Origin of the sequence: Pontibacter amylolyticus, from assembly GCF_014638845.1 — a bacterium.
Lineage (GTDB): Bacteria > Bacteroidota > Bacteroidia > Cytophagales > Hymenobacteraceae > Pontibacter > Pontibacter amylolyticus.
This window is the reverse complement of record NZ_BMFP01000002.1, coordinates 686,296-706,256: the sequence shown is the minus strand read 5'-3', so window position 1 is coordinate 706,256 and position 19,961 is coordinate 686,296. Positions and strand designations below refer to the sequence as shown.

The 19,961-nt window shown below is 51.7% G+C and carries 21 protein-coding genes and 1 pseudogene; 10 read left to right on the top strand and 12 right to left on the bottom strand.

All coding sequences use genetic code 11. The annotated features are described in order from the left end of the window. Positions 1 to 372 precede the first annotated feature (372 nt). Positions 373 to 1,326: an asparagine synthetase A gene (locus tag IEV97_RS08030; protein WP_188500972.1), complete on the bottom strand. Its 954-nt coding sequence runs from the start codon at positions 1,324 to 1,326 to the stop codon at positions 373 to 375. A 155-nt stretch (positions 1,327 to 1,481) separates the two neighbouring features. Between IEV97_RS08030 and IEV97_RS08025 the strand changes: the two genes are divergently transcribed. Further along, on the top strand, positions 1,482 to 1,946 hold the full coding sequence (locus IEV97_RS08025; protein WP_188500971.1) for an Lrp/AsnC ligand binding domain-containing protein: 465 nt from the start codon (positions 1,482 to 1,484) through the stop codon (positions 1,944 to 1,946). 86 nt (positions 1,947 to 2,032) lie between these two features. On the opposite strand, the gene IEV97_RS08020 is transcribed toward IEV97_RS08025, so the two are convergent. Continuing rightward, positions 2,033 to 3,289, bottom strand: a complete 1,257-nt coding sequence (locus IEV97_RS08020; protein ID WP_188500970.1) for a pyridoxal phosphate-dependent aminotransferase — start codon at positions 3,287 to 3,289, stop codon at positions 2,033 to 2,035. Positions 3,290 to 3,436: 147 nt separating this feature from the next. Between IEV97_RS08020 and IEV97_RS20130 the strand changes: the two genes are divergently transcribed. Beyond that, positions 3,437 to 3,565: a hypothetical protein gene (locus tag IEV97_RS20130; protein ID WP_262890284.1), complete on the top strand. Its 129-nt coding sequence runs from the start codon at positions 3,437 to 3,439 to the stop codon at positions 3,563 to 3,565. 291 nt (positions 3,566 to 3,856) lie between these two features. On the opposite strand, the gene IEV97_RS08015 is transcribed toward IEV97_RS20130, so the two are convergent. Both IEV97_RS08015 and sdaAA read right to left on the bottom strand, forming a co-directional pair. Further along, entirely contained in the window at positions 3,857 to 5,032 is a 1,176-nt protein-coding gene (locus tag IEV97_RS08015; protein WP_188500969.1) for a DUF4407 domain-containing protein, read from the bottom strand. Positions 5,033 to 5,458: 426 nt separating this feature from the next. Next, positions 5,459 to 6,367, bottom strand: coding sequence for an L-serine ammonia-lyase, iron-sulfur-dependent, subunit alpha (sdaAA, locus tag IEV97_RS08010; protein WP_188500968.1), 909 nt, complete (start codon positions 6,365 to 6,367; stop codon positions 5,459 to 5,461). A gap of 202 nt (positions 6,368 to 6,569) precedes the next feature. Between sdaAA and IEV97_RS08005 the strand changes: the two genes are divergently transcribed. The 4 genes from IEV97_RS08005 to IEV97_RS07990 all read left to right on the top strand — a co-directional run bounded on the left by IEV97_RS08005 (position 6,570) and on the right by IEV97_RS07990 (position 9,364). Next, entirely contained in the window at positions 6,570 to 6,857 is a 288-nt protein-coding gene (locus IEV97_RS08005) for an acylphosphatase (protein WP_188500967.1), read from the top strand. A gap of 102 nt (positions 6,858 to 6,959) precedes the next feature. After that, on the top strand, positions 6,960 to 8,162 hold the full coding sequence (locus IEV97_RS08000; protein WP_188500966.1) for an SIR2 family protein: 1,203 nt from the start codon (positions 6,960 to 6,962) through the stop codon (positions 8,160 to 8,162). 6 nt (positions 8,163 to 8,168) lie between these two features. Then, positions 8,169 to 8,720, top strand: coding sequence for a Crp/Fnr family transcriptional regulator (locus IEV97_RS07995; RefSeq protein ID WP_188500965.1), 552 nt, complete (start codon positions 8,169 to 8,171; stop codon positions 8,718 to 8,720). Positions 8,721 to 8,806: 86 nt separating this feature from the next. Then, complete coding sequence (locus IEV97_RS07990; protein ID WP_229733848.1) at positions 8,807 to 9,364, top strand: DinB family protein; 558 nt, start codon at positions 8,807 to 8,809, stop codon at positions 9,362 to 9,364. A 27-nt stretch (positions 9,365 to 9,391) separates the two neighbouring features. Here the strand turns inward: IEV97_RS07990 and IEV97_RS07985 are convergent, their stop codons facing one another. Beyond that, on the bottom strand, positions 9,392 to 10,072 hold the full coding sequence (locus tag IEV97_RS07985; protein ID WP_188500963.1) for a hypothetical protein: 681 nt from the start codon (positions 10,070 to 10,072) through the stop codon (positions 9,392 to 9,394). A 246-nt stretch (positions 10,073 to 10,318) separates the two neighbouring features. Here IEV97_RS07985 and IEV97_RS07980 point away from each other — a divergent pair, with 246 nt between their 5' ends. Then, positions 10,319 to 10,951 (top strand): YczE/YyaS/YitT family protein, encoded by a 633-nt coding sequence (locus IEV97_RS07980; RefSeq protein WP_188500962.1) that lies wholly within the window; start codon positions 10,319 to 10,321, stop codon positions 10,949 to 10,951. 490 nt (positions 10,952 to 11,441) lie between these two features. On the opposite strand, the gene IEV97_RS07975 is transcribed toward IEV97_RS07980, so the two are convergent. Then, on the bottom strand, positions 11,442 to 12,866 hold the full coding sequence (locus tag IEV97_RS07975) for a thioredoxin-like domain-containing protein (RefSeq protein ID WP_188500961.1): 1,425 nt from the start codon (positions 12,864 to 12,866) through the stop codon (positions 11,442 to 11,444). Between the two features lie 264 nt (positions 12,867 to 13,130). Between IEV97_RS07975 and IEV97_RS07970 the strand changes: the two genes are divergently transcribed. The 3 genes from IEV97_RS07970 to IEV97_RS07960 all read left to right on the top strand — a co-directional run bounded on the left by IEV97_RS07970 (position 13,131) and on the right by IEV97_RS07960 (position 15,071). Continuing rightward, positions 13,131 to 13,619 carry an NADH-quinone oxidoreductase subunit A gene (locus IEV97_RS07970; RefSeq protein ID WP_188500960.1) on the top strand — a complete coding sequence of 163 codons (489 nt, stop codon included), beginning with the start codon at positions 13,131 to 13,133 and terminating at the stop codon, positions 13,617 to 13,619. 118 nt (positions 13,620 to 13,737) lie between these two features. Then, positions 13,738 to 14,397 carry an NADH-quinone oxidoreductase subunit NuoB gene (nuoB, locus tag IEV97_RS07965; RefSeq protein ID WP_229733847.1) on the top strand — a complete coding sequence of 220 codons (660 nt, stop codon included), beginning with the start codon at positions 13,738 to 13,740 and terminating at the stop codon, positions 14,395 to 14,397. 74 nt (positions 14,398 to 14,471) lie between these two features. Next, complete coding sequence (locus tag IEV97_RS07960) at positions 14,472 to 15,071, top strand: NADH-quinone oxidoreductase subunit C (RefSeq protein WP_188500959.1); 600 nt, start codon at positions 14,472 to 14,474, stop codon at positions 15,069 to 15,071. An 8-nt stretch (positions 15,072 to 15,079) separates the two neighbouring features. Here the strand turns inward: IEV97_RS07960 and IEV97_RS07955 are convergent, their stop codons facing one another. The 6 genes and pseudogenes from IEV97_RS07955 to IEV97_RS07930 all read right to left on the bottom strand — a co-directional run bounded on the left by IEV97_RS07955 (position 15,080) and on the right by IEV97_RS07930 (position 19,917). Next, complete coding sequence (locus IEV97_RS07955; RefSeq protein ID WP_188500958.1) at positions 15,080 to 15,532, bottom strand: GNAT family N-acetyltransferase; 453 nt, start codon at positions 15,530 to 15,532, stop codon at positions 15,080 to 15,082. A 21-nt stretch (positions 15,533 to 15,553) separates the two neighbouring features. After that, positions 15,554 to 16,612: a bifunctional transcriptional activator/DNA repair enzyme AdaA gene (locus IEV97_RS07950; protein ID WP_188500957.1), complete on the bottom strand. Its 1,059-nt coding sequence runs from the start codon at positions 16,610 to 16,612 to the stop codon at positions 15,554 to 15,556. Then, a pseudogene (locus IEV97_RS07945) lies at positions 16,606 to 17,370 on the bottom strand (isocitrate lyase/PEP mutase family protein). Before IEV97_RS07945 ends, IEV97_RS07950 begins: the two are co-directional and overlap by 7 nt. 216 nt (positions 17,371 to 17,586) lie before the next feature. Beyond that, positions 17,587 to 18,579 (bottom strand): NAD(P)-dependent alcohol dehydrogenase, encoded by a 993-nt coding sequence (locus IEV97_RS07940; protein ID WP_229733846.1) that lies wholly within the window; start codon positions 18,577 to 18,579, stop codon positions 17,587 to 17,589. 4 nt (positions 18,580 to 18,583) lie between these two features. Beyond that, entirely contained in the window at positions 18,584 to 19,171 is a 588-nt protein-coding gene (locus IEV97_RS07935) for a hypothetical protein (RefSeq protein ID WP_188500956.1), read from the bottom strand. Positions 19,172 to 19,425: 254 nt separating this feature from the next. Then, positions 19,426 to 19,917 carry a hypothetical protein gene (locus tag IEV97_RS07930; RefSeq protein ID WP_188500955.1) on the bottom strand — a complete coding sequence of 164 codons (492 nt, stop codon included), beginning with the start codon at positions 19,915 to 19,917 and terminating at the stop codon, positions 19,426 to 19,428. Positions 19,918 to 19,961: the final 44 nt, after the last annotated feature.

Sequence of the window (19,961 nt, the reverse complement as noted above, 5' to 3'; positions counted from 1 at the left end):
TTCGAAGTATAAGGGTTGTGGCACACACCGCTGGCAAGTATAACAAGACTAACTTGCACGGGGGCTATGAAGCAGATTACTTGAGCCCGGTGCACTTTTCGACGCTCCACTGTTCGAGCGTTCAGCAAGTTTGGAGCGTCTTGATTTTTTTGCTTACTTTTTTCATCAAGGAAAAAAGTAAGTGCCCGCCGCACAGGCGAAGCAATGAAACAAGTTAGGTTGCTATACCTGCAAACTCCGCTGCTTCAGCAAAGCTGTTCCAGGATACTTCTAAAACATAAAAGGCCTGCAAAATCAAATTGCAGGCCTTTTATGTCTTCTTCTCCGCCTGGTCTCCCAGGCAATTATTACCGTCGTCCATACCTTATACCTTTAGAAAATAGCGGGAGTACATGGCTTACGGGAGAACACCGTGGCTTCATTCACGTCTTTCAGGCGGCAGATAAAGCGCGTCAGACGCTCCACACCGAAACCGGCACCGGCAGTTTTAGGCAACAAGCCCGCTTTTGCAACCTGCAGATAGTGCCTGAACGTCTCTTTGTTGGTTCCCACTTCTTCCATCCGCTTCAGGATCTGCTTGTACTCGTGCTCACGCTCGGCACCAGATAGACCTTCGCCAAATCCCTCCGGCCAGATCACGTCGTAGTTCAGGTAAGTGCCGCGGCGGCTTGGGTCCTCTTTGTCGTAGAACTCGCGCTTGTGGTTGAGCAGCCAGAACGGCTCTGTCGCCTCCTCTGATTTAATCGCTTCATAGTCCGGGCCAAGGGCGGCTTCCAGCTTTTCGGTGCGGTATACCGGCCACTTTTCGTACTGTGGCAGCAGCTCACCCCGCAACTCTATCAAAAGTTCTGGTATCTCTTTGTTGAGGCTGGCGAAGATATAGTTGACCAGTTCCTCCATAAACTCCATCACAAAAAATCGATCCTTGCCACGAAACTCGAAGTCTACCTGGGTGAACTCGAACAAATGGCGGCCTGTCTCGGCACGGTCGGAGAACTCCAGGCGCACGTTGGGCGACACGATGTAGAGGCTGTCCAGTTCGGGGTTTACCAAAGCCAGTTGCTTGTGGAAAATCATGGACTTGGTGAGGCTCCAGTGCTGGTCGGCGTATCCGATCGAGGCATCTACCACGCCGTGGTTGAGCGGGTCGGTGATGGGCGAAAGCATGAGCGGCATCAGTTGCGTCAGGCCTTTTTTGAACATAAAGTCGTGCGTGGCACGGATAATACCCTGCTGTACCTTCAGTACTTTGGGCAGGGACGGGCGGCTCAGGTGCTTCATGGTAGCTTCCAGTGCCGTCGGTTCTGTGAGTGTCTGCAATTCCATTCTATCTTATATTTTAACGAATTGATGTATTACAAACTTAATTATCAGCAGTATATATTGAAAGTTATTTAACATTTAATTACTTTTGTTGAAATATGATCAACACAAGACACCTATTGTTGCTTAATTTTTAAAACACAGGATACAAATCGGGAATGGATTCACAAATTGATAAACTCGACCGCCAGATTCTGCACCTGTTGATGCAGAATGTGAACCGCGCCTATACCGACATTGCCAAAGAACTAGGCGTTTCGGGCGGCACGATCCACGTGCGCCTCAAGAAAATGACGGAGATGGGCATTGTGCAGGGAGCTCAACTGCTGATCAATCCTGCGGCCATCGGCTACGATATCTGCGCCTTTATCGGGGTGTTTCTGGAGAAGGGCTCAGCCTACAAGGAAGTGGTGGAGAAGATGCGCCTTATACCGGAGATTGTCGAGCTGCACTATACTACCGGCGAATACAGTATGTTCGTCAAGATCATCTGCCGCGACACGCAACACCTGCGCGAAGTGCTCAACGAGAAAATGCAAGGTATAGCGGGCGTGCACCGCACCGAAACGTTCATCTCACTGGAGGAGAGTATCTCGCGGCAGATTTCGGTGGGGATTGAGTAGGTATAGCAAAGCCGCTCCGGACTGGTCCAAAGCGGCTTTGCTATACCTGGGTTTTATGTTATGCTACTATCGTATTCAGCTATACCTTACTTCAACTTCTGCAGTGCTTCTCTCAACCTGCCCAGCGAGTCTTTGATGCTTTCCAGCGAAGCGCCTCCTACCGACAGGCGGAACCAGCCCAGCTCGGGAGATGAACCGAAGGCAGAGAAAGGCACCACGGCCAGCTTGGCCTCTTCAAGTATGTAAAAGCTGATGTCTTTACTGGTTTGCAGCACCTGACCTGATGGCGTGGTTTTGCCGGCCAGGTCGAGTTTGGCGGAGAGGTATATGGCACCCATCGGCTCGATGGCGTCCACGCTATACCCTTCGTTTTTCAGATCTTTGAAAGCGTGGTAGAGCATGTCCAGGCTCTCGCGCACGTTGTGCTTGAACTCATCCAGGAACACATCCACGGCATCGGTCTGGTGCAGGAACCGGGCGGTTGCCACTTGCTCTGCTTTCGGTGCCCAGGCACCTACGTGGCCCAGTATGGCTTTCATTTTGTCGATCACCACGGTTGGACCGAAAGCATAGCCAACCCGCACACCCGTGGCGGCGAAGCATTTGGAAGTGCCGTCGATGTAAATGGTGTAGTCGCGCAGTTCGGGGCGCAGGTTTACCGGGTCGTAGTGCTGGTGTTCGCCAAAGGTCAACATCCAGTAAATCTGGTCATACAGAATGTAGAGTGGCTTCTCGCCTGCTCCGCGGCTTTTGTTTTCGGCTATCACCAGGTCGCAGATGTCCTCGAGGTCTTTTTTGGAGAACATGGTGCCCGTCGGGTTGAGCGGCGAACACAAAGCCAGTAGCGTTGCACCTTTCAATTGGGAAGCCACATCAGCTGCAGTCGGCATGAAGTTGTTTTTGGGGCTGGTCTCCACCATCACGGGCGTCGCGCTGGAGAGGTGGCAGTAGTGGTTGTTGTTCCACGATGGCGTCGGGAAAACCACTTTGTCGCCCGGGTCTACCAGGGCCAGGTAGGTGGCGTAGATAAGCGGACGGGAGCCACCTGCTACCAGGATGTCGTTTTCAGGGTAGGTCAGGCCGAGCCGGTCGCGGGTGAAATCGGCTACGGCTTTGCGCAGCACGGCCACGCCGTTGGCGGGTGGATAATTGGTATGCCCCTCGGCATAGGCTTCGGCAATGCCAGCCCGCAGTTCGCCAGGTATAGGAAATATTTTGGGGTCGAAGTCGCCGATGGTAAGGTTGCAGATTTGCTCGCCTTTGGCAATCATTGCGTTGACTTCACCGGCGAGCTTGATGATCTCGGAGCCGATGAGGTTTTGCGCCATTTTTGAAACGGTCATGCGCCAGTAAGTTAGTACGCAACAAGATACTAACTTCTGGAAAAAGTATGGCCCAAACGCAGTACAAAAAGCTAATAATTAGGTCTGATTACTGGCTAGACAGTCTCAAGTATACAGGAATGCCTAGCTCAGTCTTACGCTATTTACATGACAGAAATGATTGCTGGCAGGTATAGCAAGGATAACTTGCACGCCTACTACGAAGGTATAGCCTTTGCCCGGTGCACGAAATGGCGCTCCACTGTTCGAGCGTTCAGCGAGTTTGGAGCGTCTTGATTTTTTTGCTTACTTTTTTCATCAAGGAAAAAAGTGAGTGCCCGCCGCACAGGCGAAAAGCCAGCTATGCAATAGCACACTTGCTATACCTATACCTGGGCCAGAGGCCCCATCATAGTAGACACGAGCGTGGACGCTCGCGCCATCGCCATCATTGCTATGCTGCCATACCTAAAACGTACACAAAAAAGTGCCTGCAAGATTTCTATACCTTGCAGGCACTTCTGAAAACAAGAATTATGCGTAGAACGAAGTACTAAAATTTTAAAGTGTTACTTCGTCCGAATAAACTTACCACTTATAATAACTGCTCTCCTCCCCATCATTCAAAATATCGGCAGCGGTATTGGGACTGCGGCTGATGTCAGCCAGTTTGCGCTCGCGCCACACAGCTGCTGATTCACGCACTACGTCGAGGTGGGCATCTGACTTCAGGCGCTCTTCTTCGCGCTTGGCTTCGATCTCGAACTCCTGGCGGGCGGCAAATTTGGCTTCGGCTACCGCCTGGCGGGTATCGTACTGTTTCTGGCGCTCCTGCACCCGGTGCATTTCCTGCGTCGTGCGCTCATGCTCCAGTCCTTTCAGGATGTCGTCGTAAGGACCTTTGCTCGTGATCAGTTTGGTGAAGATCGGAGCTGTTTCCAGACAGATGAACAGCAGCGTAATAAAGAACACCGGTAGCCACGGCAACTGGTTCAGGGCATCGATCCGGGCCATCAGGCCGTCGTAGTTCGAGAAACTTTCCTGCCCTTCGGCCACGGTGCTGTCGTACTGCTTCATCAGGTCGGCGATGCGCTGCTCTTTTACCAGAATCCGGTCGGCGGCACTCGCCTGCAGCAGTTTGAGTTCTTCGTCTACCTTGTCGTACTGGCGCTTTTTCTCTTCGTAGATGGGGCCTCGGCCTATTTTGCCGGTACCGCCTGTTCCGTCTGCTTCAGCTGCCACCTGTTCGTAGAGCTTGTTGCGCTCCTGTGTTTTGGCTTCTATTTCGGCCCGTATACCTGCAATCTCTGACTTGACAGAGTCCACCTCGGCAAACTGCTTGTTCACCAATGTTTTGTGCTGAATGGCGAGCTCGGCCTGCTTTTCTTTCAGGACGGCTTGTATCTCTTTGTCGAATATCTTCAGCTCCAGCGGCTTGGAAATAACCACGGCCAGCACCAGCGCCAGCAGGATACGCGGCGTTACCATTAGCAGCTCTTTCCAGAACCTGCCTTCTTTGCGAATGGTGGATACAATAAAGCGGTCGAGGTTGAAGATAACAGCACCCCACAGCAAACCAAAGCCCACGGCCATCGGTACGGAATCGAACACCGTGTAAAGGGCATACCCGCCCGATAAGCTGGCCAGCACGCCTGTAAACAGAACGGTCGCACCGACACCGGCATACTTTATATGCTCCGACTTAGAGCATTTCTCAAGAATAGTGTCGTCGGCACCGGCGCACCACCAAAAAAATTTCTTCATGTATATTCCCTGTACAGGTTAAAACTGATGCAAAGACAGCATGCAATAACAACGCCTAACTTACTGGCTTTAATACTTTTATCCTTTAAAATGTGACGAACCGCCCCTAAAATGTGACGAACACCGGCTCTCAATCGGCAACAGCAACTGTAGCTGTCTAAGTTCAACCGATTTACGCACTGTCTTACGCGATTTTAGGAGGAGAATATAGACACAGAGACTTTCGACATAATTATCCGATAAGAGCGCAGGTCAAAGAGTTCACAGGTATAGGAATCGTGGACAGGATATAGGGAGACGCGGCATTAGGTATAGGTATAGGTATAGGTAGAAAAAGAAAGGCAGCGACTTCTCCAGTCACGGCCTTTCCATACCTATTAGCCAGAAAACTTTCTAAATTATACTTTTCTACCTTTCTAACTTAAATCAGCTGTTCTCGTCTTCATCCGGAAGGATCTCCACGTCCTGCACCAGCACGAATTTCTCTATTTCGCGAGCTCTTGGAGTATTGGCCAGTCCGCCGAGGGCTGTTTCTTTGTACTTGCGCTCCATGCTCTCGCCTACTTCGCCGAGGGCCGCCACACACTGGTCGACAGGGATAACGGCGTTGACACCGGCAATGGCCAGCTGCGAAGAAGAATAGGCGATAGCGGCCGCACTGGCATTGCGCACAATGCAAGGCACTTCTACCAAGCCCGCCACCGGGTCGCATACCAGCCCGAGCATACACTGGATCGTAATGGCCACCGCCGTGAACACCTGGTCCACGTTGCCGCCCAGGCAGTACACGATGCCACCAGCCGCCATAGCCGCTGCGCTGCCCGTTTCGGCCTGGCAACCGCCCACGGCTCCAGCGAGTGAGGCGTTCTGTTCAATGATGAGCGCTATACCTGCCGCTACCAACAGCGCTTCGTGAATCTTGCGGTCATCGAGTCCGTGCAGTTCCTGCAGCGTCGTGAGCGTGCCGGGCAGTATACCGGAAGCACCGGCTGTGGGAGCAGCCACTACGCGGCCCATGCAGGAGTTCACCTCCTTGGCACCCAGCGCACGCGACACCAGCATCTGAAACTCCGGCGACAGCACCGTTACCGGTGAGTTGGCCACTTTCTTGGCGCTGTTGTTCACCATACCGGAGCGGGAGGTCATGTCTTCGGTGAGGCCCGTCTGCACGGCGTCCTTCATCACCTCGTAGGCCTTGGCGATGTTCTCCCAGATAAACTCCTCGGTGCGGCCCTTCTGCTCTATTTCGTACTCCAGCACGGGCTGGTATAGTGGTTCGCCGGTTTCAGCGCAATGCTTTTCCCAGCTCTTAAAATCGTTGAATAGTAATGACATATCGTATGGGGTATACCTGCCCTGCAGCCTTGGCGCAGGGACGTGTTAAAGTTAATCTAAATTTCAGGAATCAGCTAAACTCCCGCTCCATTTGATAACACGGCTTTCGGGGTTAAACGTTCTGTTTCGGCTGGCGCTTCTGTTTACCTTAACTTATACCTGCCGCGTCCGTTTTTGAGTAGACGAGCTATACCTATACCTGATGGAAAACAAAGACAAAAAACGAGTGGCCATGCGCATACATGGCCGGGTGCAAGGCGTATTTTTCAGAGCTAGCACCCAAGGCAAAGCATTGGAACTAGGCCTGTACGGTTTCGTGCAGAACGAGCCCAACGGCACCGTATACCTGGAAGCCGAAGGTAAACCCGAAGCGCTGAAACAACTGGAAGAATGGGCGCAAAAAGGCCCCGACCGTGCGCAGGTTGAGAAAGTGGAAGTAGAGGAGAAGGAAGGGCTGAAAGAGTTTGATCGGTTTGAGCAGAGGAGGTAGGGTATTGGATGGTGTATAATTATACATTAACTTTATCCTATATAAACAGATCTAGATTTTCATATTACCCTCCACTCAGAACTCGGAGATCAAATAACATAGATGGCAGACACGAACAACGACCATAAAAATTATCTTCATAATCTTTATAAGATAGATGATTCTATTTTAAAAAGCATTGGTGAACTATTATCGAATTCGAATCTAAGTTTCTATCCTCAGATTGATCCTGCAGTTATTGCTAGTTTGGCTAATCCCAAGTTTAATTTAGGTTTAGAGCACTTTAGCGATACCCTAGAAAAACGGTTTTCTAGAGCGAATCAGGGAAGCCTTTTAGATTCTATTCATGAAGCTTATCGGAAAGAGAACCTTGTACTTGTATTAGGAGCTGGCATTTCTATGAGTTTCGGTTTACCAAATTGGGAAACTTTACTACAGAAATTAATGATGAAGACATTAGATAAGGATAAAGAGGTTTCTAATGTATTAAGTCGGTTATTCTCCAAAATCTTCACACCATCATCATTAATTGCTGGGCGATACCTCCAAAAGTATTATGAAAACCAAAACAAGTCTTTTGAAGAAGAAGTTAGAAAAATTCTTTATGATGGGTTTAGCATTAGCGCAAAATCTCCATTAATGGACGAGATTGTAAAGTTATGTGCTTCTCCGGGTAAGAGTCCTAACCTTAACAGTATTATAACTTATAACTTTGATAACATTTTAGAGCAACGATTAGATAAGTTGACAATCGATATTCCATATAAGTCTATATATGGCGTAGGTATCAATGCGGAAAACAGTTCTCTGCCCATCTATCATGTACATGGCTATCTCCCACAGAAAGAGAAGTTAAATGGACTTAACCAAATTACCTTTGGTGAATATGTTTACCACAAACAGTATGTTGATATATACAGCTGGAACAATATCGTTCAAATTAACAAGTTTAGGGATTATAACTGCCTATTTGTGGGAACATCATTAACTGATCCTAATACAAGGAGACTTCTTGATATAGCAAATCAGCAAAAAGGTGACAGCGAGAGGTATCACTATATCTTTAAAACAAAGTATAAAGAAGCTAACATTAAGAGTACGCTAAATATTTTGCTTAATCAAAACTCAGATTTACTGGATGAAAAAACGAAAGCAAATCTTAGTTTAGATGAAACTGCTAAAACACTGGTTAAGACTATTGAATCATTCGAAGAAAATGACATGTCTTCATTCGGAGTAAAGACTATATGGGTTAGTGATTATAGTGAGATCCCACAAATACTAAAGGAGATTCGTAAAGCATAGCCCCCCATGCCCCTCTCCCTCCTCAACCAAATCCCATACCTCACCCCCGATGACATAGCTGCTTTCCTGCCGCTGTGGAAGAAGAAGGTGCAGCTGAACAGGTATGATTTTCTGATACGGCAGGGGCAGGTGGAGCAGGGGCTATACCTGGTGACGAGTGGGGCGCTGCGCATTTACTACCCACTGCCTGAAGAGGAGATCTGTGTGGGCTTCGGCTACCCGCATACCTTGCTGGTGTCGTTCCCATCCTTTGTGGATGGCAAACCCTCCGACTACTACATACAGGCCCTCAAAAAAAGTGAGCTGCTAGGTATAAGCAAAGCCGATCTGATGCAGCTGATAGAGCAGCGGCCAAACATCCGGCGTTTCTGGTACGAGCAGCTCGAGAAGGCGCTGGTCGGCAAGATAGAGCGGGAAGTGGACCTGCTGCTTCCCGAACCGGAGCAGCGGCTGCAGCGCGTCATGCAGCGGAGCCCGCATCTGTTTCAGCACATCCCCAAAAAGTACATCGCCTCCTACCTGCGCATGTCGCCCGAAACGCTGAGCCGGATCAGGTAAGCGCTTCGTAAATCTTGATGCCCGTCAAGGATTGGAGTCAGGCCCTGCTATACCTTTGGTGCGTACAACATAAAACGATGAACGCTATGAACACCTTAGACCAAATCTCCCGCACCGTCGAAAACCAGAAGCACACCGCTATAGCCGCTTTTGTGCCGCTCGAGCTTTCCCTCCTCAATTCCAAACCCGCCCCCGACAGTTGGAGCATTCTCGAGTGCCTGGAGCACCTCAACCGCTACAGCCGCTACTACAACCCGGTTTTGGCAAAGGCTATCGCCGCTAACGCTGGTGGCAACACCGATCAAACCATCAGCTATACCTGGCTTGGTAAAAAATCGCTGGACATGGTGCGGCCGGAGAATGGCAAAAAGAGCAAAACCGTAAAGCACATGAACCCCAACAACAGCCAGCTGGGCCGCCAGACGCTGGAGGAGTTCCTGGACCATCAGACCGAGCTGCTGCAACTTCTCGACAAAGCTAAGGGCGCCAACCTGAACAAGAAGGCTATACCTGTTGAGTTCTTCAAGCTGCTGAAGCTGCGCATCGGGGAGACGCTGGAGTTTGTGGCACTGCACCAGGAGCGGCATTTGCAGCAAGCCCTGAACGTAAAAAAGCAGCTACCTGTTAACCAGGCAGCTGCTTAAAATACTGTCTCTAAACTTTGCTATACCCTACAGCGAGTTGTAGTAGGCCACGAGTTTGGCCAAGTCGCTGTCTTCACGCAGGTTCAGCGCATTGGACTTGATGTAGGTCTCGAGGTAGTCTTTTTTATCCGGTATGGCAGCCAGCAGGGAGCTCTTCGATTTTTTCACTTTCACCGCCTGGTCGCCCTTGGCGATGTAGTAGTCCTCGCTTGCCTGCACCTCTCTGTCGATGGTGGCCGAGCTGTAGTGCTTGCGGTCAAATATCTTTTTGGAGGTACGCTTCAGGAGCACCACCTGCCCGTCGGCCAGCACTTCCAAAAAGGCATTAGGCTGCACCCCATCGCCGGTATACCCTGAGCGGAAGGTGCGCTCTACCGGTTTGTTGTTCTCGACATACCCTATCTTAAACTCCTGCACCGGCTCCAGCAGCTCCTTCACGTCTCCGTTCTTAGTCTTGAAGATGATCGCGTCCTTCACCTGGTCGTACATCAGGTCGATGCCCTGGTACACGGTGCCGTTTTTGAGTGTCAGGGAGCCTTTCGCCCATTCTTTGTGCACGTATGGCGAGCCTGTCATGGTGATGGTGTTGTACTCGTGCACCGGACGGGCCTCCATGTCGTTGGTATGCGTAAACTGCGCCACTGCGTTTGCACTGAAAAGGCAGATGGCCAGCATAGCCAGGCTAAAGCGTAAAACAACTGTTTTCATATACCGCAAGATTTTATTTAAATTATTCTTTTACAAAGAAATACAACACCACCCGCTTTGCCATACCAGGGGAAACAGAAGCTAACAGTGGATGAATATAAGACTTTCTTGTGAATAATCGCAATCGGGCCTGTGGAATAATCTCTCGGCCGTTCTGACCTTTTTCCTAATGCGGCCAAATTTAACTTTCTTGCGCCGAATTTTGTTCTTCCTCTTCAGTCCCTCAGTAAACCGGACTGCCCTACCATGCGCGAAAAAATAGTTAGTTATAGTTTCTTCTTTCTTGGATTACTCTTATTCGGCTTTGCCAACGCCATTGCCGTGAAGGTGAAGTACCTGGGCCTGCACCCCTGGGAGGTGCTGAACGTGGCCCTGTTTCAACACATGGGCTTTACGATCGGAACCTGGAGCGTGCTGGTGGGCTTGCTCTTCGTCGTCATTTCCTGGTTCGTTAACCGCAAATACATCAACGTGGGCACTTTCCTCAATGCGCTGCTCATCGGCCCCTTCATGGATCTGTTCCTCTGGCTTGACTTCCTGCCGTCGGCCACCAACACCTCGCTCGACTACCTGAACCTGGCTGCTTCTGTTATTATAGGAGGTATAGCCGGCGGATTGTACGTGGCGGGCGGAGTGGGCGCTGGGCCCCGCGATGGGTTTATGCTGGCTTTGTCGGAGCGATTGAACACCTCTGTGAGCCGCACCCGCATGGTGGTGGAGTGCGCGATCCTGGGTATAGGTTATCTGCTGGGCGGCCCGATCTTTATCGCCACCTTCTTCTATACCTTCATCATGAGCCCGATTTTCCAGGTCACACTCCGCTTCTTCCAAAGAATGCGCAACAACCTGATCGAGGCGAAAGTGCCGGTAAAGGTATAGCTGTTCATGCACGATGCTATTCATGCACGATTCGGACAGGTCGCGACCTGTCTCTACAAATGCTCCCAAACAGGAAACGACGTTACAGTGTAACATCGCTACATTAGAATCTTCTAAAAGGCTCTTCGGGATTTATCAATCCCGAAGCAAACAGTAAGGAATTTCCTAATCCCCGTGTGTAGGTTTTGGCGCTCTTTCGGACATCCGTGTCCGAAAGTATTTCTGCCGGGGACATCCGTGTCCCCTATACCTGTAAACAAGATCGGAATACGGGGATGTGGACATCCCCAACAGGTGGCTTTCGGACACGGATGTCCGAAAGAGCAATAGATATCCGAAAGAGCATTTGGAAAAGCGGCCAGAGTCCGCCTGATGGCTCACACTCGCGGGACGCGAGCGAGGACGAAGGTGGGACGGTGAAACGCCACAACACATGAACGACGTTACTGTATAACGCCGCTACATTTTAACTCCTAAACTCCCAAATTCTTCAACTCCCAGACTCCCTCGCTTTCACTTCTTCCTTCTCTCCTGTATGCAGGTCGATCCGGAAGAGCTGGTGGCTGTTGGTGCTGGTGACGCAGAGGCGGCCGTTCAGGTATAGCAGGTCGTTGGGTTCGTGCAGGCCAGCCGTGAGGGTGCGCACGCGGTGGCGCTCCATGTCGAGCACTTTGATCTTGCCGTTGTAGGTATCGGCGATGTACACGTCGCTGTCAATTACCTCCAGCCCGACGCAGTGCTGCAGCAGGGCGTCGTCCACGTGGCCGTCCACGTCGCCAAAGTCGAAGAGGCCGCGGCCGAGTGGGGTGAGCACCATGCCTGTTTTGAGGTTGACGGTACGGATGGCGCTGGCTTCGGCGTCGGCTACGTAGAGCACTTCGCCCCGGAGGGAGAGTCCGCTGGGCTGGTTGAAGGCGGCTTCGTCCAGCAGGCCGTCGGTGAGGGCTTCGCGACCGCTTCCGGCAAAACGGTATACCTGCTCGGTCTCCAGATCCATGCGCAGGATCTGGTGGTTGCCGGCGTTGGCGATGAACATACTTTTGCCGTGTATTAGCAGGTCCCAGGGACTGTTGGGGTTCACGGGTTCGCTGCGCTTGTCGTCGTGGAAGTAGTACTCCAGTTCGCCGGTGCCGGCCGCTGTACTGACCATCCGGTGCTGCAGGTCTACTTTGCGGATGGCGTTGTTCTTGGCATCGGCCACATACAGCACATCGCCGAGCAGGGCCAGTCCGTGTGGTTCGTTAAAGGTAGTATCAGCATAACCGCCATTGTTAAAGCCCCGCTCGCCACTGCCGATCACCTCCAGCACCTGCCCCTGCTGGCTCAGCTTCAGGATGCGGTTGTGCCCGCTGTCAGACAGGTATAGGTTGCCTTCGGGGTCGCTGATCAGCTTGGAGGGGAAGGACAGGACATCGGCCTCTGGCTTCTCCGGCTGCACAGATATAGGCGTCTGGTTGAGCGCGTCCTTAAACTCCTCTTTCATGCGCTGGATGTAGGGCCGCACGGTGTTGTACACATTCTCGCCGGCATGTTGCCCCACCACTTTTCCGTTCGGGTCGATGAGCACGGTCGTTGGCCAGGCCCGCACGCCGTACTGGTTCCAGATGGCAAAGTCGGCATCGTTCACCACAGGATGCGCTATCCCGAATTTCTGAATGGCCTGCCGGATGGTTTCGATCTGCTTCTCGGCATCGAACTTGGCGGAGTGTATGCCAATCACGACCAGCACATCGGCAAACTCCTCCTCGAGCCGGTTCAGGTCCGGCACAATGTGCTGACAGTTGATGCAGCCCAGCGTCCAGAAGTCCAGCAATACGATCTTGCCTCTGAAGTCTTTGATAGACCAGTTCCGGTCGGTGTTGAGCCAGCCGTGCGGGGTGTTGATCTCTGGTGCGTTGACGCGTCCGGTGAGCATTTTCGGTTTCGTTTAGTGTGGATTATCTCGTACAGGTATAGACCGGGAAAGGTTGTTTGTATAACGGCCGTGCATTGTGTTCAGGTATAAGCCAGCCTGCGTCGGTTTGTGCGTCGGCCGACGAGGTGGTCACCCACTTTCAACGGACCCATTTGATTCTTCCTTGTTCAACTTAACGCGTGCCCTGCCTCGAGCGGGACAGTGCACAGGTATGATGCCAAGAAGTTATTTTATCGTAAATTTGTGTAAAACTGCTGCGGCGCTATGGAGGAAACTTACCTTTCAGACTTCGGAACCATCCTGCTCTTCCTGATCGGGGGAGCCATCTTCGTGGTGATCGGTCTGTTTACCGCCCGGCTCATCCGCCCCAGCCGACCCAACCCTGAGAAGCTGACCACCTACGAGTCGGGCGAGGAGCCGATCGGTAACTCGTGGGTGCAGTTCAACCCGCGCTTTTACGTGGTGGCGCTCATCTTCATCATTTTTGATGTGGAGCTCGCCTTCCTGTTTCCGTGGGCAACGGTGTTCGGCCGCCGCGACCTGATCGAAGCCACTGACGGCGTATGGGGCTGGTTCGCCCTGATCGAGATGTTCATCTTTATTGGTGTGCTGGCGCTCGGCCTGGCGTATGCCTGGGTAAAAGGCCACCTCGACTGGATCAGACCCAAACCTGTGGTGCCGCAAAGCCGCTCCCGTATACCTAAGGAATTATACCAGCAGGTGAATGAGCGGAAGTACGAAGTGAGAAAGTAGTTCTTGACAAAAGACGTTGTGACAAAGGACAAAAGAGGATAACGGAAGGTATAGACAGGAGTCGATTTTAGGAACCTCCGGCATTAATCATTATTCAATACTCATTAATCAATATCCATTGAACATTCCACAGGACAAGACGGGAGAAGGCGGTGTGATCATCACCAAACTGGACGACCTGCTCAACTGGGCGCGACTCACCTCGCTGTTCCCGATGGGTTTTGGTTTGGCCTGCTGCGCCATCGAGATGATGGGAGCCTACGCCTCCGGCTACGACCTTGACCGCTTCGGCATTATACCCCGTGCCTCGCCTCGTCAGTCGGATGTGATGATCGTGGCCGGTACCGTGACCTTTAAAATGGCTGACCGCGTGCGCCGCCTCTACGAACAGATGCCAGAGCCACGCTACGTGATCTCGATGGGCAGCTGCTCCAACTGCGGCGGCCCCTACTGGGAGCATGGCTACCATGTGGTGAAGGGCGTGGACCGCATCATACCAGTGGATGTGTACGTGCCTGGCTGTCCGCCCAGGCCGGAGGCACTGATCGGCGGCTTTTTGCGCCTGCAGGAGATTATCCGCCAGGAAACCATCCGCGAACCAAGAGCCGTGCAGCAGATCATGGCGAAAAGAATGGGAAAAGGAATGACAAATGAAGAGTTAGTAATGAATAATGCGGAATCTAAGACAACTGAAGAGGCACCAGAAGCAGCAAATGAAAAATTCAGTGAGGGCCCGACAACATCCGAGTCCGGCAGGGAGCAAAACCCGGTAGTTTGAAGTCGCAGTCAGTCATTATTCATTCGTCATTACACATTAAAGAAATCACTCATCCACTCCATCACTAATTTAACATGACCTTCGGGGAGATAAAGGATTTTATAGCGTCACAGTTCGGTCCGGAGGTAATCGTTTCGGAGAACACTGACAACCTGCAACCCTACCTGGTCCTTCAGACGGAGCGCCTGGCGGAGGTATGCCTCGAACTGCACGACAACGAAGCGACCTATTTCGACTTTCTCTCCAGCGTGACAGGTATAGACAATGGTCCGGAAGCCGGCACCATGGAAGTGGTGTATAACCTCTACTCTATACCGTACGACCACCACCTGATGCTCAAAGTGATTGTACCGCGTAACAACACTACCGGGAAGCCTATACCTGTCGTGCCAACTGTGAGCCACATCTGGCGCACCGCCGACTGGCAGGAGCGTGAGATATTCGACCTGGTGGGCATCCTTTTCAAAGACCACCCCGACATGCGCCGCATCCTCTGCGCCGCCGACTGGGAAGGTCACCCCCTCCGCAAAGACTACCAGTTACAGGACTACTACCACGGCATCAAGGTGCCCTACGACCAGCACAACGAGAACAGCGGCTTCCGGGGTGAGCCGGTTAAGTTGACCTCACACGAAGATCCGTTTACTGATAAGCGGGAGAAACCGGAGGCGTAGAAAGTGATCTAGTTCAGCACCTTCTCAAAGCACACACTGTTCTCCACCCCGGCATACTGTCCATAGTTAGGTATGGGCTGGTAACCGTTCTTTTGGTAGAGCGCAACCGCTTCGGGCTGCTTTTTGCCGGTTTCCAGGATGCATCTTTCAAAGGAAAGCTCACGCGCCCATACCTCCAGTTCAGCCAGTATTTGGGTTGCTATACCTTTGTGCCTTCCCTCAGGCAGCACGTACATGCGCTTTACCTCCATGGTGCCCGGTTCGTATTGCTTTATCGCCCCGCAGCCCAGCGCCTTTTCGCCCTCGCAGGCCAGCACCACATGCTTTATCTTGTCGATCTTGTTGTACTGTGCATAAAAGGCATGTTCTTCACCGTCGCGCACGGCCAGGTCTGCATCCAGCAATCTGACCAGGGATACAAAGTCAGGGTCGTCCGAATCGGTTCTTTTCAGGTATAGCATAAGATCAGTGTGATATACTTACTATTGGCTGGCATACTGTTTTTCATGCTCCAGCAGCCATTGCTTCCGCTCTAAACCACCGCCATACCCCACCAGTTTGCCGTTTTTGCCGATAACCCGGTGGCAAGGTATTACGAGGGCTACTCTGTTGAATCCGTTGGCCGAGGCGACTGCCCGCACGGCGACAGGGGTTCCAAGCAACTCGGCCTGCTGCTGGTAGGAGCGTGTCTGCCCATACGGAATCTGCTTCAGGAACTCCCAAACCAGGTTCTGGAACGCTGTTCCCGGTGTGTCTAAACTAAGGGCAAAGGTCTTTCTGCTGCCCGCAAAGTATTCGTCTACCTCAACGCCGGCCTGCCGGATATGCTCGTTCTCCCCCGCCACAATGGGGGCACCCAATAGCCTTTGCAAGTCCTTGAACTCTGTTTCAAGCATCCTCCTGTCAACAAACTCAAGCAGGCATACGCCTTTTTCGGTCGCACAAACGATCATAGGTCCCAGAGGAGTCGTCAGCCGGTTCAACAGGATCACGCGCTTCGATTTACCCTGTTTGGGAGAACTCCCCATCACCTTTTTGTAGGTATAGCCAAAGCCGCTGAGCGATTCGTAACCTGAGTCGAAGGCGGTATCAGTGGCACTTCTCCCCCCTTTCAGCTCCAGCATGGCCTGGTTTATCCTGTACATCCGCTGAAAAGCCTGAAAGGTGATACCGTAATGCTGCTTGAACCACCTGCGCACCAACACCGGGCAGATCTGCATCTGCCGCAAGGTATAGTCGGAGATTTTTCCTTTGGGATTGCTTCTGACCAGCTCGATCGCGGTATTCACCTGATCGGGGGCCAGGTTGGCGTTTTCGGTTGGCCTGCAAATTTTGCAGGGGCGGTAGCCATGGTTCAGCGCGTCTTTGAAAGTGGTGAAAAACTCCACGTTCGTCGCTTTCGGTTTGCGGGCACGGCAGGTGGCAATGCAGAAGACGGACGTGGTTTTCACGCCAACGAAGAAGATGCCCACAAAGCCCTGATCCCGATCAACCAGGGCTCTGTAATAGGTTTCTATTTTGTCTGAATCTGTCACTAACATGGCTCAAACACGGCGTTAAAGTTTCCCTTCCTTTTTACGTTCTGCAGCACATGCGCAAACTGGCCATACATCCCCTCAAAAAGAAAATTACCCATGCTTATGCGCTTCACCCCCAAGGCCTGCAGGCGCTCAAATGCCGGAAGGTTGGGCATACACATCACATTGAGTGGCAACCGGGTGCATTGCGTTACGGCACTGATGTCTTCTTCTCATGTCATGCACGGCACAAAAACACCGTCTGCACCTGCTGCCTCGTAAAGTCGAACCCGTCTGATGGTTTCCTGCAACTGGTCAGGGTGCCCAAGCAGGAAGGTATCTGTCCGGGCATTTAGAAACAGGTCCGTTCCATCTTTGATGAGTGCCTCCCTGATCGTCTCAAGTGTTCTGGCAAAACTGTAACTGTCGCAGAGGCTTCTCTCTTGGTCTACTACGCTGTCTTCCAGGTTGATGCCTGCGACGCCCATGTTGGCTAACACTTTGATGTTTTCCAGGATGGCGGAAGGAGTTCTGCCGAAGCCTGCTTCAACATCTACTGTGAAGGGCAGGCTGTTGCCGGCAGCAATTCTCTTGACCAGGTATACCAGGTCAGCGAATTCCATTTTTTCGCCATCCTCGTAGCCCAGCATTCTGGCCATGGCGGCGCTGGATGTTCCGATCGCCTGAAAACCTTGCTGTTCGGCTATCGTGGCGCTGGCCGCATCCCAAACATTGCAGATCAGGAGAGGCTCAGGTTGCTCGTGTAGTTGTCTGAAAGTCATAACGTTTCTTTTTGCAAAGAAGGCTATCAGGACGTCCGTTCAGCAACCGAAAATTAAACAAGTATTTTTTTCTAACCTAGGTTGTGGCGTAGCTGCCTGGTGGTGCCGTATTTATTTTCAGCATTGTTTACCAGGCAGCCATTGGGCTAAAGCATGTTTTTGCAGAGCCGATCAGCTCTTAAAGAGCTCTATACTGTGGTTCTGGGTTTTGCTTTCTCAAGGCAGCGTCAATACCACATTACCCGTTTTCTGGCCTGTCTCCACATACCGGTAAGCCTCCACGATCTGCTCCAGGGTATAGCGTCGGTCGAACACAGGCTTAAACTCCTTACGCTCGACCAGCTCCTTCAGGAACTCCACGTCTGCTTTGCTGATGGTAGGTATCGGGAACATCACTTTCTTGCCCTTTCTGAGCGGCGTGAGCAGGGCCAGGTATACGTTCTCCCAGTTTTTGCCGAGCTCGGAGGAGAAGTACAGGCCCTTTTCCGTCAGCACCGGTTTGCAGTGTCCAAACGACGTTTTCCCGACGGTATCGAACACAACACTATACATGTGGCCTAGCCGGGCATAATCCTGCTGTGTGTAATCGATAACCACATCTGCGCCCAACGATTTGACGAGCGGCACATGCCGGGTGTGGCACACGGCCGTTACGTGTGTCCCGAAGTGTTTGAGCAGCTGCACCATGGCCGAGCCGATAGCACCCGTTGCTCCATACACCAGCACCGCCTGCCCGCTTTTGACTTTTGCTGCCCGGATATGGCCCAAGGCATAGTGGGCTCCTTCTGTGATGGGGGCGGCCTCTTCGTAGGTCAGGCCTTCGGGTATAGTTGTGAAGGGGTCGTTTTCGTCCAACGTGATGTACTGACCGTGTCCGCCCCATTTCTTGTCGTTGAAGCCGAATACCTTTTCCCCAACCTTTACTGCTTTCACCGCCTTGCCCACCGCCTCCACCTGTCCGGCGAACTCACAGCCAAGTATTTGGCGCTTTGGCCTAAGCAGGCCGCTCCAGAACCTTGAAACGAAATATTCGGCGCTCCGGAAGCCGCTGTCGGTGCGGTTAACGGTCGAGGCGTAGACCCGTATCAATACCTCATTGTCTTTCGGATCTGGTTTGGGAACCTCCCTGATGCTGACCACTTCTGGAGGGCCATACCTGGTATGTACTGCTGCTTTCATGTTGCCGTTGGGAGACATGTCGTTTTTCATCTGCTTAGGAGTGGGGTTTCTGTTTGCTGAGCGATGCCAGGAGGATAACTTTCGAAAGGATGTAAAGCAGGGCTGGCCGAACGAAGCGATAGAGCACCAGGCCCACCAATATCAGGAATGCCCCAAAAGCCGTGGGAAGCACGGCACCGAATGTAAAGGTCATGGCCAGGACAAACCCCAGCAGACACTCGGCCCGATAAAGCGGAAACAGGATGGCGAGCGGAAGCAGCCCTAAAACCAGATAGCCCGTCACATCATTGTACCCAAATGTAAAGAATACGGCAATCAGGACTCCGAACAGCAAAGCGCCAACAAACCTATAGACCACGTGCCGTAATGCTCCAGGTATAGCAGAAGTCTCCCCTTGGCTGGCAAATACCCTTCTTTGGATGCGGTGCAGAAGCAGCCAGGTCAGCAGGGGAAGCAACAGAGCGCCCCACCAATTGGAAATCGCGGGCATGTCTTTGTCTGCCGCGATGTGATGGCTTGGCACGCCTCCGTGAAAATGGTTCCAGACCAGAAGCGACCAGATCGCAACCGTCACCAGTGCCGTGAAATACAGCCGGATTTTAAAGAATCTCTTTTCGTTCATGGTTTCTGCATTGGAGTTCACTCCTTGGTTTATACACTAGGCTGATTTCTGACCATTTCTGTTCACGGTGATCCTGTGCTTATTGCCTGCCCGGCTGAGCTTGAAGCCTGTATCCTGCTATTTTCCAGCATTAGCCTATACTCTGGTAACTGCCCTCGCGAACCGACTCATCCGCTTTTTGAACATGGTATTCCTCTTTAATATAAGGGTTATGATGTACTTTGGCGACCTCAACTGTGGCCTCTTTTAAAATGTCACTCCCCAATGCGATGAAGAGGTTTGAATAAGTAGGAATTCACTCCGATTGTAAATCCAGGTTGTTCTGGTGCGGAGTAGCCGGCAAAAGGTTCTGTCCGGAGCGTATTTGCGTTTAAAGTCGTGATCTTCCAGCTGTTGATGAAGACCTTAGTCTCGATCCTTTCATTACCTGCATAAAGCGTATCTACCGGCCCATGGAAATCAATAATGCCTTTGTCGATAGAGTATCTTCCATATAGGGTGTCTAACTTCACCGGATCTGGAAATTCTGAAACGCCACCATAATCCAATATAATTTCAAAGGTGTTATCAGTCCGGAATTTGATCCTGTGGAATTGCTTGAGATTTCCGTAATACATGTTGTCAACTATACCTGTCACCTGCTCCCACTCCTGTCTTGTCAGGTACTCTTCATAATCCACGCTCTCTTCTTTTTCGCAAGCAGTGAACAGGAAGAGTAAGATGATTGGAAGCAGGTTTCTTTTCATTGTTTGTATTTATGGCACGCACCGTAACGACTTTAATAAACGGA